The organism is Streptomyces niphimycinicus (assembly GCF_018883605.1).
Taxonomy (GTDB): Bacteria; Actinomycetota; Actinomycetes; order Streptomycetales; family Streptomycetaceae; genus Streptomyces; species Streptomyces niphimycinicus.
Map to the genome: position 1 here is coordinate 1 of NZ_JAHLEM010000590.1, position 14,820 is coordinate 14,820.

A 14,820-nucleotide genomic window follows, 5' to 3' on the forward strand; every position below is an offset into this window, starting at 1 on the left:
CCATCCGGCACGTGCCAGACGGCGGAGTCACATACGAAGCGTTCTGCGCCACGTCCGGCTGTGGCGAGGAATCCGGCCCGCAGGAAGAGCGGGAAGCGGCGCAGCAGTGGTGCCTACGCCATACCGGCCGGACTGGTCATGATCTCTTCCGCCGAGTGGCGACGGACCATGCGCGGGTGACGCGGGAGGAATAGGCGCCCGGGACCGGTACCCCCGACCGGTACGGGTTACGCCCCCAACTGCCCGAGTAATCAGGGCAGTTGGGGGCGCTTCGCTGCGCCTAGAGCTTGGGTCAGATGGTAACGGGATGATCACGGGATAGATGCGCTTGAGTACCTATATCCGGCGCCCAGCGGGGCGTGGATCGCTCGGAATCGTGCCATTTTCGCAGGTCAGCCACTACCCACTACTGCCAAAGCACACGGGGCGGAGCCCCAGTTGTGGGAAGGGGCGGGGAGGGGAGCAGCCCGCCGCAGGCGCCACGACCCGCCGGACGCCTCCTGACCTGCCCGCCGGACGCCTCCTGGCCTGCCCGTACGGCGTGCCCGCCGCTCCTGCCCGTACCGCGGATTACTCCCGCCGTACCGCGGCTACTCCTGCCCGTACCGCGGATCGACGGACTCCGGGGCCAGCCCCAGCAGCTCCGCCACCTGCTCGACCACGACCTCGTGCACCAGCAGCGCCCGCTCGTCCCGGTTCTTCGCCCGGATCTCGACCGGGCGGCGGTAGATCACGATCCGGTCCGGCACGTCCCCACGGGCCGCGATGAAGCGCCCGAGCGGCACGGACTCGCCGTCCCAGCCGTCCGGTCCGCCGTGCCCGTCCGGGCCCCCGCCGGGCCCCGGGCCGCCGAGTTCCGACGTGGGGACCTCCAGCACCGTGAAGTCGACTCCGGACAACTGTGGCCAGCGTCTCTCCAGCCGCTCGGCCGAGTCCTGCACCAGATCGACGAAGGACTCCGCGCGGCTGACCGAGAGCGGCACCTGGGGCGGCGCGATAGGGCCGCGCATACCTCGTCCGTGGCGGTCGCGACGGCGAGGGCGCGGCTCGGACTGATGGGGATGTACGGGCCTGGTCATCACTCACGAGGGTAGCCGTCGCCCGCCCGCCTCCCATGCGCTTACCGGACAGCCGTGCCGGATGTCGCCAAATGAGCATTCCAGCCATGCTTGGGTCCAAAAACGGACGTCTCTTGCATCGCTTCCCCGGCCCAGGATGATCTCTCTCGGTTCGAGTGCTGACCGGATTCGTTGCCGGCGGTTTCTGTCGCACCGGAAGTCCATGCTGGTCAACGGGTAAGTTCACGTTTCGGGTGCACGGGGCGAACCAGGACGACACGGCGGAGTGAGCTGGTGGAGAGTCGTCGCGGCCCGCTCAAGAGTGCGGTACCGTCCAACGTCGTGAGCCCTGTACGTCGCTGTTCGCGCACCGCCTGCGGCCGCCCCGCCGTCGCGACGCTGACGTACGTCTACGCGGACTCGACCGCCGTTCTCGGGCCGCTCGCCACCTACGCCGAACCCCACTGCTACGACCTGTGCTCGGAGCACTCGGAGCGGCTGACCGCCCCGCGTGGCTGGGAGGTCGTCCGGCTCGCCGTCGACACCGGTCCGACGCGGCCCAGCGGTGACGATCTGGAGGCGCTGGCCAACGCGGTCCGCGAGGCCGCCCGCCCGCATGAGCGCGCGGCGGGTGCGGCGTCCGGTTCGGGAGGCTCCGGGGCCGGGAGTGGACACGGCGGCCGGGAGGGCGACCCGCGTGAGGTCGCGCGCCGGGGCCACCTGCGAGTCCTACGGTCCCCCGAGTCCTGATCGGCTCCCCCCCGCACTTCCCTCGCGATCTTCCCGCACTTTCCCCGCGTTCTTCTCGCGAACGTCTCGCGGTCCTCTCCGGCTCCTTGCGCTCCTGGAGGCGCTCGCCGGGTTCGGCGCCCCCGTGGCGATCTGCTCGGTCATGCTCGTGGCGCTCGGCTTCGACCCGGTGCGCGCCGCCGTCGTCGCGCTCGTCGCCAACACCGCGCCGGTCGCCTTCGGCGCCATGGCCACCCCCGTGGTGACGCTGGCTCAGGTCACCGGGCTGCCGCTGGACTCCGTCGCCTCCGTCGTGGGGCGGCAGACCCCGCTGCTCGCCCTCGTCGTCCCGCTGCTGCTGGTCGCGCTCGTGGACGGGCGGCGCGGGCTGCGCGAGACGTGGGCGCCCGCGCTCGCCTGCGGGGCGGCCTTCGCGGTCGCCCAGTTCACCGTCTCCAACTACCTCTCCGTCCAGCTCGCCGATATCGCGGCGGCGCTGGCCGGCGCGGCCGTACTGGTGGCCATGCCCGCCGCCCGGCGCCCCGCCGAGGAGCCGGTGCGCGCCGCCGTGCTCACCGGCGTACGCAGCGACGACCTGGACCGCGAGGACCCGCGCCCCGAGGTGCTGCGCGCCTACGCCCCGTACGCGCTCATCGTGGCGGTCTTCTCCATCGCCCAGATCGGCCCGGTCGAGGATCTCCTGGCCACGGGCCACCCGCACCTTCGACTGGCCCTTCCTGGACGTCGGGGCGCCCGATGGCAAGCCGGTCGGCGCCAATGTCTTCTCGCTGCCGCTGATCGCCACCGGCGGCACCCTGGTGCTGCTGGCCGGGGTGGCCACCGTCGCCGTGCTGGGTGTGACCGCCCGCGATGCCGCCCGGGAGTGGACGGCCACGGTGCACGAACTGCGTCATGCGATCCTTACGGTCACCTCGGTGCTCGCGCTCGCCTATGTCATGAATCTCTCCGGGCAGGCCGCCGGCATCGGGCACTTCGTCGCGGCCGCCGGGGCCGGGCTGGCCTTCCTCTCCCCGGTGCTGGGGTGGTTCGGCGTCGCCGTCTCCGGCTCGGACACCTCCGCGAACGCCCTCTTCGGCGCTCTCCAGGTGACCGCCGCCCATGAGTCAGGGCTCTCCCCGGACCTGCTCGCCGCCGCCAACAGCTCGGGCGGAGTGCTCGGCAAGATGATCTCCCCGCAGAACCTCACCATCGCCTGCGCGGCGGTCGGGCTGAAGGGGCGTGAGGGGGATCTGCTCCGTAAGGTGCTGCCGTGGAGCCTCGCGCTGCTGCTGGTGATGTGCCTCATCGTCGTCGCGCAGTCGTCGTTCCTGCTGAGCTGGATGCTGCCGTGACCCGGCCGGGGGTGCCCGGCAGCACGCCATGCTGCCTGCCGTGCCCCGATCCGGGACGCCCGGCAGCACGCCGCGCGACGGGGCTCACAGTTCCGGCCCAGGTCCTGCGGGTAGGTTTTGAGGTCCGCGGGGACGTCCCCAGAGGCGTCCGCGGAGACATCTTCACCAGGACCTCCAGAAGGGGTTGGCTGTGCCCGACTTGTCGCAGATCGTGAAGGCGTACGACGTGCGCGGTGTGGTCCCGGACCAGTGGGACGAGTCGCTCTCGGAACTCTTCGGCGCCGCCTTCGCCCGGGTGACCGGCGCGGACGCGATCGTCGTCGGCCATGACATGCGCCCCTCCTCGCCCGGTCTGGCGCGGGCCTTCGCGCGCGGCGCCGCCTCGCTCGGGGTGGATGTGACCGAGATCGGGCTGTGCTCGACCGATCAGCTCTACTTCGCGAGCGGACATCTCGGCCTGCCCGGCGCGATGTTCACCGCCAGCCACAACCCCGCGCAGTACAACGGCATCAAGATGTGCCGCGCGGGCGCCGCCCCCATCGGCCAGGACAGCGGGCTCGCCGACATCCGCGCCCTGGTCGAGGAGTGGGCCGACAGCGGCGCGCCGGAGCCCGCCGCCGAGGCCGGCACCATCACCCAGCGGGACGTCCTCGCCGACTACGCCGCCCATCTGCGCTCGCTGGTGGACCTGACCGCCATCCGGCCGCTGAAGGTCGTCGTGGACGCGGGCAACGGCATGGGCGGCCACACCGTCCCGACCGTCTTCGAGGGGCTCCCGCTCGAGCTCGACGCCCTCTACTTCGAGCTGGACGGCACCTTCCCCAACCACGAGGCCAACCCGCTCGACCCCAAGAACATCGTCGATCTCCAGGCCCGGGTCCTGGAGACCGGCGCCGACCTCGGGCTCGCCTTCGACGGCGACGCCGACCGCTGCTTCGTGGTGGACGGGAGCGGCGAGCCGGTGTCGCCCTCCGCCATCACCGCCCTGGTCGCCGCCCGCGAGCTGGGCAAGCACCCGGGCGGGACGGTCATCCACAACTGCATCACCTCGTGGTCGGTCCCGGAGGTCGTCAAGGAGAACGGCGGCACCCCCGTCCGCACCCGCGTGGGCCACTCCTTCATCAAGGCCGAGATGGCCCGCACCGGCGCGATCTTCGGCGGTGAGCACTCCGCGCACTACTACTTCCGCGACTTCTGGAACGCCGACACCGGCATGCTGGCCGCCCTGCACGTCCTGGCCGCGCTCGGCGGCCAGAAGGGCCCGCTGTCGGAGCTGGTCGCGCAGTACGACCGGTACGCGGCCTCCGGGGAGATCAACAGCACCGTCGACGACCAGACCGGGCGCATGGAGGCGGTCAAGGCGGCGTACGAGGGCCACGAAGGCGTCGAACTCGATGAACTCGACGGCCTTACGGTCACCGCCGCCGACTGGTGGTTCAACCTCCGCCCCTCCAACACCGAGCCGCTGCTGCGGCTGAACGTGGAGGCGCGGGACGCGGAGCGGGTGGCCGGGGTCCGCGACGAGGTCCTCTCCATCGTCCGCGCGTAAGCCTTACGGCTGTGGTCCGTGCGTAGGCCCCTGGGGCTGTCGTCCGTGCGTGCGCCTTACGGCCGTCGTCCATGCGTAAGCCTTACGGCTGTCGTCCGTGCGTGCGCCCTGCGGCCGTCGTCCATGCGTAAGCCTTACGGCCGTCCCGCGCGCGGACCCCGCCGAGGATCAGCGCCCCGCGGTCCTCGCGCTGCCCTTACGGCCGTCCGCGCGCGGACCCGGCGGCCGTCGGCGTCCTTACGGCCGGTACCGCGCGCGGCGCCGCCGTAAGGACGGCGGGTACCGCGCGGGGCGCACGGCGTACCCGGAGCCCGGGGCGAGCCCCCGGGTTCCGGTGCCCACCGGCCGCGCCCCGCCCCTGCCCGGCGGTACGCTGACCACGCCGGGCCGATGTCCGGCTGGACCCATACCCGAAGGGACGCCCCATGCCGCTCGAAGCCGGTCTTCTGGACATCCTCGCCTGCCCGGCGTGCCACGCCCCGCTGCGCGAGGAGCAGTCCCCGGAGACCCCCGAGCTGGTGTGCACGGGCGAGGGGTGCGGTCTCGCGTACCCCGTCCGGGACGGCATCCCCGTGCTGCTCGTCGACGAGGCCCGCCGCCCGGCCTGACCCGGCGGCCCGCCGGAGCCCCAGCCCCGCGCGATCCCGCGCGTACCGCCCGCCACGGCGATCGGAGGCCGAAGCACGATGCTCGACGAATCCCTCCTCGACGCCCCAGAGGCCCTGGCCCGCGCCGACAGCCGCGGGCTGCTGCGCGGAGCCGCCGAATCCGGCGCCCGCATCCGCACCGCCGCCCGGCACGCCACCGAGGCGGGGATCGGCGACCTCAAGCCGGACGGGCGGCCGCGCGCCGTCATGGTCGCGGGCCCAGGGGCGGCCGGAGCCTGCACCGCCGACCTCCTCGGCGCGCTCAGCGGGGGCAACTGCCCGGTCAGCCTGATCGCGCCCACCGGTGTGGCCCCCGCGCCGGGCGCGCTGCGCTGGACGCTGCCCGGCTGGGCGGGCCCGCTCGACCTGCTGATCGTCGCGACGCCGGACGGTACGGAACCGGGCCTTCCGCGCCTTGTCGAGCAGGCGTACCGCCGCGGCTGCGCGATCGTCGCGGTCGCCCCGGGCCAGTCCCCGCTGGCCGACGCGGTCGCGCAGGCGCGCGGCCTGATGGTGCCGCTGGCCACGGCGCCGTACGCCTCGGCCCCGTACGCCACGGGCGGGTACAGCACCGATCCGTACCGCAGGGACCCGCACGCGCCCGGCGCGGCCGAGGACGACGACACCGCCCGCGCCGAGGGCGCCCTGGGCGATGCCCCCGGCACATACGGGACGCCTTCCGTCCCGCACCCCGTCGAGCCGCCCGGCACCGCGCCCGACGAGATGACCGGCCCCGCGCTGCCCGGCACGCTGTGGGCCCTGCTCACCCCGCTGCTCCTGCTGGTCGACCGGATCGGACTGGTGTCCGCGTCGCCCGCCGCGCTGCTTCAGGTGGCCGACCGGCTCGACCAGGTCGCCGAGCGCTGCGGCCCGGCCATCGCCACCTACACCAACCCCGCCAAGACGCTCGCGGCCGAGCTCGCCGGGGCGCTTCCGCTGCTGTGGACCGAGGGTCCGGTCGCCGCCGCGACCGGACGGCGGTTCGCGAGGCTGCTCGCGTCGCTCGCCGGGCGCCCCGCGCTCGTCGCCGAGCTCCCCGGGGCGCTCGCCATGCATGGCGCGATGCTGACCGGGGCGTTCGCGGGCGGGGCCGACCCGGACGACTTCTTCCGCGACCGGGTGGAGGAGGCCGAGGCGCTCCGCGCCCGGATCGTGCTGCTCCACGAGGAGCCGGTGGGCCCGGTCTCGGCGGTGCCGACCGCCCGGGAGCTGGCGCTGGCGCATGACACCGCGTTCAGCGAGCTGGAACCGGCCGAGGGCACCCCACTGGAGAGCGCCGCGGAACTTCTCGCCATCACGGATTTCGCCGCCGTTTACCTCGCGCTCGCTTCGGCCGATAGAACTTGACGCCGTAGACCTCGACAACGTGACGCCGTAGACATCTGGAACAGATCTCCAGAACCTGACGCCGTAAGACCACGCACCACTCGCCCCACGTCCCTCACTGCACAGTCAGGAACCGCACCGCATGGACCGCCTCGTCAACACCGTGCGCCCCTACGCCTGGGGCTCCACCACCGCCATCCCCGAGCTGCTGGGCGTCCGGCCGACCGGGGAGCCGCAGGCCGAGATGTGGATGGGGGCACACCCCGGGGCGCCGTCCCGGGTCGACCGGGGCGCGGGCCCCGTCGCGCTCTCCGAGGTGATCGCCGCGGATCCCGAGGGCGAGCTCGGCGCGGACGCCGTAAGCCTCTTCGGGCCGCAGTTGCCGTTCCTGCTGAAGGTGCTGGCCGCCGCCTCGCCGCTGTCGCTCCAGGTCCACCCCGACCTCGAGCAGGCCAAGGAGGGCTACGCGGACGAGGAGGAGCGCGGCGTTCCGGCCGATGCCCCGCATCGCAACTACAAGGACGCCAACCACAAGCCCGAGTTGATATGCGCGCTCACGCCGTTCAACGGGCTGTGCGGCTTCCGAGACCCGAACGAGGCGGCCGAACTGCTGGCCGCCCTGGAGGTCGACTCGCTCAAGCCGTACGTCGACATCCTGCACGCCCACCCGGAGTCGCACGCGCTGCGCGAGGTGCTGACCGCCGTGCTGACGGCCGACCCTGAGGCGATGACGGAGACCGTAAGGCGGGCAGCGGCAGCCGCCGAGCGGCTCGGCGCGCTGGACGGACCGCACGCCCCGGCGTACGCGGCGTACGCCTCCATCGCGCAGCACTACCCGGGCGACCCCGGGGTGATCGCCGCGATGCTGCTCAACTTCGTGACCCTCCAGCCCGGCGAGGCGCTCTACCTCGGCGCCGGCGTACCGCACGCCTATCTCGACGGCCTGGGCGTCGAGATCATGGCCAACTCCGACAATGTGCTGCGCTGCGGACTCACGCCCAAGCACGTGGACGTCCCCGAGCTGCTGCGCATCGTCCGCTTCGAAAGCGCCGCCCCCGCCGTTCTGCGGCCCGAGGCGGACCCCTCCGGCGAGGAGCTCTACACCACCCCGATCGGCGAGTTCCGGCTCTCCCGCCACGTCCTGGCCGACGGCGCCGCTCCGCGCCCGCTGCCGGCGACCGGCCCGCAGATCCTGCTGTGCGCCGCGGGCGAGGTCTCCCTGCGCGGCGTGGACGGCGAACTCCCGCTGACGCGCGGGCAGTCGGCCTTCGTACCGGCCGGTGAGGAGGCCGTACTGGGCGGCGACGGCACTGTGTTCAGGGCCACAGTGACAGCCTGACGTACGCCCCGTTCGAGGGGCTGGAACAATGGCGCGCCGTGAGGCGGTAAAGCGCTGGCAAAGCCGCCATGAGGTGTATTGAAGCGGAAGGGACATTCGGCACATATGAGTGCATCAGGCGGAACCAAGGCGATTGTTGCCGCGCTGGGCGCGAACCTGGCTATCGCCGCAGCCAAGTTCGTGGCGTTCGCCTTCAGCGGCTCGTCGTCGATGCTCGCCGAAGGCGTGCACTCGCTCGCCGACTCGGGCAATCAGGGGCTGCTGCTCCTCGGCGGGAAGAAGGCCAAGCGCGAGGCCACCCCCGAGCACCCCTTCGGCTATGGCCGCGAACGCTATATCTACGGCTTCCTCGTCTCCATCGTGCTGTTCACCATCGGCGGTGTCTTCGCGCTGTACGAGGGCTACGAGAAGATCAAGCATCCCCATGACGTCGAGCACTGGTACTGGCCGGTCGGGGTGCTCGTCTTCGCGATCATCGCCGAGGGCTTCTCCTTCCGTACGGCCATCAAGGAGTCCAACGAGATCCGGGGCAAGCTGAGCTGGTCGCAGTTCGTGCGCCGGGCCAAGGCCCCCGAGCTGCCCGTCGTCCTCCTGGAGGACTTCGGCGCCCTCATCGGCCTGGTCCTCGCGCTCTGCGGCGTCGGGCTCGCGCTGCTGACCGGCGACGGCGTCTGGGACGGCGTCGGCACCCTCTGCATCGGCGTCCTGCTGGTGCTGATCGCCCTGGTGCTCGCGGCCGAGACCAAGTCACTGCTGCTGGGCGAGGCGGCCGACGTCACCGAGGTCACCAAGATCCGCGAAGCGGTCGTGGACGGCGAGACCGTCACCGGGCTGATCCACATGCGCACGCTCCACCTCGGCCCCGAGGAACTGCTGGTGGCCGCCAAGATCGCGGTGCAGCACGACGACACGGCGGCGGAGGTCGCCCGCGCGATCGACGCCGCGGAGGCGCGCATCCGCGAGGCGGTCCCGATCGCCCGAGTCATCTACCTGGAACCCGACATCCTCCGCACCTCCACAACCACCTGAGCGGAACCGCCGGTTTGTGGACATTCGTTCCTCCCCCAGCGGCCGCTGGGAGGTGCCCCCTGGCGGAACGGGTGGGCACAAACCGGCCACCGGCCCGCCCCCGGCAACGCACCTGGGCCGCCGACGGCGTGGGCCGTACGAACACCGGCCCGCACCCGGCAACGCACCTGGGCCGCCGAAGCCGCGCTCCGCACGAACAACCGGGCCGCACCCGAAAGCGCACCCCGGCCGCCAACGGCATACACCGCACACGCGACCGGGGCGCACCTGCCCACAAAGGGGCTGCCACATAGGGGGCTGCCCACAAGGGGCCTACTCGATCTCCCCGAGCACCCCCAGAATCGCCCCCACATCCGCCGCCCCCAGCAACCGCTCCCGGAACTCGACGCCCATCAACTTGCGTGACAGCAGCGCCAGAATCCGCAGATGCTCATCGCCCGCGGCCGCCTCCGGCACCGCGATCATGAACACCAGCCTGGCCTTCGTGCCGTCCGGCGCGCCCCACTCGATGCCCTCGCGGGAGCGCGCGAAGCCGACGACCGGAGCGGTCACCGCGTCCGTCTTGGCATGCGGAATCGCGATCTCCTCGCCGAGCCCGGTGGTGCCCTGGTCCTCCCGGGCGAACGCGGCCCGGACCAGCTCCGCCGTATCCGCCACCTTGCCGGTCGTGGCCAGCAGCTCGGCCATTTCGCGGATCGCGGCGTCCTTACCGTCCGCCGCCAGCCGCTCCTTCACGGTCTGCTCGCTGAGATAGCCGGCTAGCACCTGGTCCGCGGCATCGCCCTCGGGAGCAGCCTCAGCCTCGGGAGCGACCTCAGCCTCCTGCGCAGCCGCAGCCGCAGCCGCAGCCGCAGCCGCAGCCGCAGCCGCAGCCGCAGCCGCAGCCGCAGCCGCAGCCGCAGCCGCAGCCGCAGCCGCAGCCGCAGCCGCAGCCGCAGCCGCGGCCTCGGCCTTACCGCCGTCCCGCGGCTCAGCGGCCGGGACGGACACAGCCTTCGCCGAGGAATCCGCCACGGCACCGCTTGCCGCCCCCGCACCGCCGCCACTGCCCACCCCGGCCAGCACCGGCGCACCCGCGGGCGACGGAGCCAAGGAGACAGCCTCCGCGGCTTCCGCGGCCCACGCCGCATCCGCGTCCGCGTCCGGACCCCGACCGCCACCGCCCACAGACATCAGCCCGATCGTGACCAACGCCGTAACCGCCGTACCCACGACAACCGCGACGAAGAACATCGGCACCCCGCCGACCGCGCCGAGCACCGCGACGATCGGCCCGCCGTGCGGCACGTTGTCCTCGACCGACGCCACCCCGGCTATCGCCCCGGCGACCGCGCCGCCCAGCATGTTCGCCGGGATGACCCGCGCCGGACGTGCCGCGGCGAACGGAATCGCGCCCTCGGTGATGCCGAAGAAGCCCATGAAGAGCGCCGCGAGCCCGGTCTCCCGCTCCTGGTCGTCGAACATCCGGCGGCGCAGCAGCGTGGCCAGCCCCTGGCCCAGCGGCGGAACCGGAATGGCCGCCGCACACGCCCCCATGACCTCGGGGTTCTTGGACACCAGCCCGGCGCCGAAGAGGAACGCCGTCTTGTTGACCGGACCGCCCATGTCGAACGCGATCATCAGCCCGAGGATGATGCCGAGCAGTGCCGCGCTGGTGCCGGTCAGCCCGCCGAGCCAGTCGGTGAGGCGCTCGAAGACCCAGGAGATCGGTTCGCCGAGGACATAGATGAAGAAGAGGCCGAGCGCCGAGGTCGCCACGATCGGGATCACGATGATCGGCATGATCGGCTGGACGAACTTCGGAACCTTGACCCGCTTGATCCACAGCACCAGATAGCCGGCCAGGAAGCCGGTGACGATCGCGCCGATGAAGCCGGCGCCCGCCTCGCTGTCGTACAGCTCGCCGTGGGCCGCGATCCAGCCGCCCACCATGCCTGGCACCAGCGCGGGCCGGTCCGCGATGGCGTAGGCGATATAGCCGGACAGGGCCGGGATCATCAGTTGGAAGCCGATGCTCCCGATGTCGTTGACCGTCTTCCAGAAGGAGTCGTCGGGGATGACGATGCCCTTGGACGTCGTATCACCGCCCAGGGCGAGCGAGACCGCGATCAGCAGACCGCCGACCACGACGAACGGGATCATGTAAGAGACGCCGTTCATGAGCGCCTTATAGGTGACGCTGCGCCCCTTACCGCCGCCGGAAGCGGCCGAGGCGGCGCCGCGCCGGGTTTCCTGCCCGTCGCCTTGGTACACGGGCGCGTTGCGCACCTGCTCGATCAGCCGCTCCGGGCGGTGGATGCCGTCGGCGACCCCGACGACGAGCACTCTCTTACCGATGAAGCGGCTGCGGTCGACGTCCTTGTCGGCGGCGATGATGATGCCGTCGGCTTGGCTGACATCGTTGTCAGACAGAACGTTCTCGGCCCCGATCGAGCCCTGGGTCTCCACCTTCATGCTGTGGCCGAGTGACTCCGCCGCCTGAGCCAGCTTCTCAGCGGCCATATAGGTGTGGGCGATACCCGTGGGACAGGCGGTCACCGCGAGCAGCTTGAGCCCCGGTCCGCTGGCCCCCGCACCGTTGGGGGGATCGGCTGGACTGGTCACGTGGTTCTCCTTAACAACGCATTGAGCGGGCGCGGGAAGCTGCCAGCGTCCCCGCGCTCGCGGCATCGTGCAATACATCCGGCCAGGATCAAAGCGACGGGGTGAGCCACCGGGCTCTCCGAGCGGTGTGGCCGTCGGCGCAGGTCATGGCCTTACGGCCGAAGATGGCCGATGGGGGCTGGGGTTCGGCGCGCCGATCGGTGTAGATTCGTGACCGAGCCAGACGTCGCTGCTGATGGCGGTCGGGCGGCCCGTACACCGGGTCGACCGAGGGAGAGAGGGCCTCCGACGGACTGCGCACTGTGAGGTGGAAGGGGATAGGTGTGCCCGCTGTGCGGGGCCCTGCCCAGCGCCTCACATGCCCAGCCGAAACCACTCTCGCTCGCACACGATCGAGGAGGAGCAGCACTCATGACGACAGCCGTCTCCGGTCAGGACTTCAAGGTCGCGGACCTCTCCTTGGCTGCCTTCGGCCGTAAGGAGATCACCCTCGCCGAGCATGAGATGCCCGGCCTGATGGCGATCCGTAAGGAGTACGCCGAGCAGCAGCCGCTGGCCGGTGCCCGTGTCACCGGCTCGCTGCACATGACCGTGCAGACCGCCGTGCTGATCGAGACCCTGGCCGCCCTCGGTGCCGAGGTCCGATGGGCCTCCTGCAACATCTTCTCCACCCAGGACCACGCCGCGGCCGCGGTCGCCGTCGGCCCCAACGGTACGGTGGAGAACCCGCAGGGCATCCCGGTCTTCGCCTGGAAGGGCGAGACCCTGGAGGAGTACTGGTGGTGCACGGAGCAGGCCCTGACCTGGCCCGGCACCCCCACCGGCGGACCCAACATGATCCTGGACGACGGTGGCGACGCCACCCTCCTCGTCCACAAGGGCGTCGAGTACGAGAAGGCCGGCGCCGCCCCTGACGTCGCCACCGCCGAGAACGACGAGCACCGCGTCATCCTCGAGCTGCTGAACCGCACCATCGCCGAGAGCCCGCAGAAGTGGACGCAGCTCGCCTCCGAGATCCGCGGGGTCACCGAGGAGACCACCACCGGCGTCCACCGTCTCTACGAGATGCAGCGGGACGGCTCGCTGCTCTTCCCGGCGATCAACGTCAACGACGCGGTGACCAAGTCCAAGTTCGACAACAAGTACGGCTGCCGCCACTCCCTGGTCGACGGCATCAACCGCGCCACCGATGTGCTGATCGGCGGCAAGGTCGCGGTCATCTGTGGCTACGGCGACGTCGGCAAGGGCTGCGCCGAGTCGCTCCGTGGCCAGGGCGCCCGGGTGATCATCACCGAGATCGACCCGATCTGCGCACTACAGGCAGCGATGGACGGCTACCAGGTCGCCACCCTGGACGACGTGGTGGAGACTGGCGACATCTTCATCACCACGACCGGCAACAAGGACGTCATCCTGGCCGCGGACATGGCCAAGATGAAGCACCAGGCGATCATCGGGAACATCGGCCACTTCGACAACGAGATCGACATGGCCGGCCTCGCCGCCCTCCCGGGCATCGTCAAGGACGAGGTCAAGCCGCAGGTCCACACCTGGACCTTCCCCGACGGCAAGACGCTCATCGTGCTCTCCGAGGGCCGTCTGCTGAACCTCGGCAACGCGACCGGTCACCCGTCGTTCGTGATGTCCAACTCCTTCGCGAACCAGACCATCGCCCAGGTCGAGCTCTTCACCAAGCCGGAGTCGTATCCGACCGACGTCTATGTGCTCCCCAAGCACCTGGACGAGAAGGTCGCCCGCCTCCACCTCGACGCGCTCGGGGCGAAGCTGACCACGCTCCGGCCCGAGCAGGCCGCCTACATCGGCGTCCCGGTCGAGGGCCCGTACAAGCCCGACCACTACCGTTACTGATCGCATCCGCTGATCGCACCGGCGCCGCCGACCGCACGGTCGGCGGCCGCTGACCCGGCCCCCGCCCAGGCGGGGGCCCCAGGGCCCGTCCGCGCCGTCCGGCCGGGCGGGCCCGACGCTCGTCAAGGACCTCACCATGCCCCGCGGCCGCTACTCCCTCCACGATCCGCACGACCACACCCCGCTGGGTGAGGAGCACTTCCAGTGCGCGCCAGGCCCCAGCGGATGGCGCTATGTCGCACAGCGGACCTCACCCTCCGGCGATCACGCCGGGTCCGTGGACCTCACCCTCGACGAACTGGGCCGGCCGCTCAGGGTCGAGCTGCACGCGGCGAGCTGGCAGGTCAAGGGCGCCGCACTGGACGGGGTCACCTGGGTCCGCACGGATCCCACCGGGGAGCACGCGACCGAGGGCAATGTCGGCGCCCACGCCTTCACCGGTGCTTCCCCCGCCTTCCTGGTCGCCATCTCCCGCCTGCTGCGGCTGGAGCCGGGCCCCGGGGCCGTCCGCGTCCGCCTCGTGGCCTTCACCGATCCGGTCCTCGCGCCCCTGACCCTGGACCAGTCCTGGGCACTTCGCGACAGAGCCGGACACACTACGGACACCGGCCCACTCGTCGTGGATGAATACCAGGTGACCGAGCTGGACACCGGAGAGGTCCGGACGATCCATATCGCCGGCGACGTGGTCCTGGCCGCCCCCGGCATCGAGCTCGAGGATCTGGAGAGCCCGCCGTCGTCCTTCGTGGCCTGACCGCCATCGCACCCACGCTGACCTGCGACGTTGGGAATCCTCCGCGATTTCCTTGACGCAAGGAGCATGGGTGCGTACGTTGGAATGTCGCGGCGGACGGAGAGCGAAGGCACTCCGATGCCGCCGCGCAAAGAATCTTCCCGAGGATCCTTGACGAGGTTCACCCGGGGAGGTAGGTTTAAACGGTTGTGGTGAGCAGTGTCTGCTCCCGCAGAAACGCAAGATCTGAACTCGCTCCGCAGACGGATGGAAATCCAACGGAGCACCTTTTGACACCCGCAGGCATCATCCGAAGCCGATTAGGTTCGGCGGATGCGTATCTGCTAAAGTCGAAAACACGCCGAAAGGCAAAGGCCCTCCAACGGCCACCGGAATCAGAATTCGGACCGGAAACGGACCGAAAAGAATCTGGTAAGGTTGGAAACACCGAAGGGAAGCGCCCGGAGAGACCGGTGAAACGGTTTCGAAGGAAGCGTCCGTTCCTTGAGAACTCAACAGCGTGCCAAAAGTCAACGCCAGATATGTTGATACCCCGTCCATCTCGGACGAGGTTCCTTTGGAAAA

Annotated in this window: 12 protein-coding genes and 1 pseudogene; 10 read left to right on the forward strand and 3 right to left on the reverse strand. The window is 71.1% G+C overall.

Annotated elements, in window-relative coordinates:
* Positions 1–11: 11 nt before the first annotated feature.
* Positions 12–194 carry a DUF7848 domain-containing protein gene (locus KN815_RS52635; protein WP_443732339.1) on the forward strand — a complete coding sequence of 61 codons (183 nt, stop codon included), beginning with the start codon at positions 12–14 and terminating at the stop codon, positions 192–194.
* Between the two features lie 396 nt (positions 195–590).
* Here KN815_RS52635 and KN815_RS36950 read toward each other — a convergent pair whose 3' ends face one another.
* The gene (locus KN815_RS36950; RefSeq protein ID WP_216346217.1) at positions 591–1,010 is read right to left on the reverse strand and encodes a metallopeptidase family protein; all 420 of its coding nucleotides are present in this window, start codon (positions 1,008–1,010) and stop codon (positions 591–593) included.
* Positions 1,011–1,352: 342 nt separating this feature from the next.
* On the opposite strand from KN815_RS36950, the gene KN815_RS36955 reads away from it, so the two are divergent.
* From KN815_RS36955 to KN815_RS36985, 7 genes and pseudogenes are all read left to right on the forward strand, one after another.
* Entirely contained in the window at positions 1,353–1,808 is a 456-nt protein-coding gene (locus KN815_RS36955; protein WP_119989156.1) for a DUF3499 domain-containing protein, read from the forward strand.
* 88 nt (positions 1,809–1,896) lie between these two features.
* Positions 1,897–3,139, forward strand: a pseudogene (locus KN815_RS36960) (L-lactate permease); the annotation flags it as partial.
* Positions 3,140–3,329: 190 nt separating this feature from the next.
* Complete coding sequence (locus tag KN815_RS36965) at positions 3,330–4,688, forward strand: phosphomannomutase/phosphoglucomutase (RefSeq protein ID WP_216346218.1); 1,359 nt, start codon at positions 3,330–3,332, stop codon at positions 4,686–4,688.
* A 425-nt stretch (positions 4,689–5,113) separates the two neighbouring features.
* Complete coding sequence (locus KN815_RS36970; protein WP_078641824.1) at positions 5,114–5,296, forward strand: Trm112 family protein; 183 nt, start codon at positions 5,114–5,116, stop codon at positions 5,294–5,296.
* Between the two features lie 78 nt (positions 5,297–5,374).
* Positions 5,375–6,682: an SIS domain-containing protein gene (locus KN815_RS36975; protein WP_216346219.1), complete on the forward strand. Its 1,308-nt coding sequence runs from the start codon at positions 5,375–5,377 to the stop codon at positions 6,680–6,682.
* A 121-nt stretch (positions 6,683–6,803) separates the two neighbouring features.
* Positions 6,804–8,000 (forward strand): mannose-6-phosphate isomerase, class I, encoded by a 1,197-nt coding sequence (gene manA, locus KN815_RS36980; protein WP_216346220.1) that lies wholly within the window; start codon positions 6,804–6,806, stop codon positions 7,998–8,000.
* Positions 8,001–8,105: 105 nt separating this feature from the next.
* Positions 8,106–9,029: a cation diffusion facilitator family transporter gene (locus KN815_RS36985; RefSeq protein ID WP_216346221.1), complete on the forward strand. Its 924-nt coding sequence runs from the start codon at positions 8,106–8,108 to the stop codon at positions 9,027–9,029.
* A 312-nt stretch (positions 9,030–9,341) separates the two neighbouring features.
* Here KN815_RS36985 and KN815_RS36990 read toward each other — a convergent pair whose 3' ends face one another.
* On the reverse strand, positions 9,342–11,633 hold the full coding sequence (locus tag KN815_RS36990; RefSeq protein ID WP_216346222.1) for a fructose-specific PTS transporter subunit EIIC: 2,292 nt from the start codon (positions 11,631–11,633) through the stop codon (positions 9,342–9,344).
* Between the two features lie 411 nt (positions 11,634–12,044).
* On the opposite strand from KN815_RS36990, the gene ahcY reads away from it, so the two are divergent.
* On the forward strand, positions 12,045–13,502 hold the full coding sequence (gene ahcY, locus KN815_RS36995; protein WP_216346223.1) for an adenosylhomocysteinase: 1,458 nt from the start codon (positions 12,045–12,047) through the stop codon (positions 13,500–13,502).
* Between the two features lie 136 nt (positions 13,503–13,638).
* Complete coding sequence (locus KN815_RS37000; RefSeq protein ID WP_216346224.1) at positions 13,639–14,256, forward strand: hypothetical protein; 618 nt, start codon at positions 13,639–13,641, stop codon at positions 14,254–14,256.
* Positions 14,257–14,541: 285 nt separating this feature from the next.
* Here the strand turns inward: KN815_RS37000 and KN815_RS37005 are convergent.
* The coding region (locus KN815_RS37005; RefSeq protein WP_216346225.1) for a hypothetical protein at positions 14,542–14,820 on the reverse strand (279 nt) is incomplete at its 5' end.

Excerpts from the sequence above, each read along its gene's own strand:
- manA (WP_216346220.1), top strand. The coding sequence starts at position 6,804 with ATGGACCGCCTCGTCAACACCGTGCGCCCCTACGCCTGGGGCTCCACC.
- KN815_RS36950 (WP_216346217.1), bottom strand. The coding sequence starts at position 1,010 with ATGCGCGGCCCTATCGCGCCGCCCCAGGTGCCGCTCTCGGTCAGCCGC.
- KN815_RS36970 (WP_078641824.1), top strand. The coding sequence starts at position 5,114 with ATGCCGCTCGAAGCCGGTCTTCTGGACATCCTCGCCTGCCCGGCGTGC.
- KN815_RS37000 (WP_216346224.1), top strand. The coding sequence starts at position 13,639 with ATGCCCCGCGGCCGCTACTCCCTCCACGATCCGCACGACCACACCCCG.
- ahcY (WP_216346223.1), top strand. The coding sequence starts at position 12,045 with ATGACGACAGCCGTCTCCGGTCAGGACTTCAAGGTCGCGGACCTCTCC.
- KN815_RS36985 (WP_216346221.1), top strand. The coding sequence starts at position 8,106 with ATGAGTGCATCAGGCGGAACCAAGGCGATTGTTGCCGCGCTGGGCGCG.
- KN815_RS36975 (WP_216346219.1), top strand. The coding sequence starts at position 5,375 with ATGCTCGACGAATCCCTCCTCGACGCCCCAGAGGCCCTGGCCCGCGCC.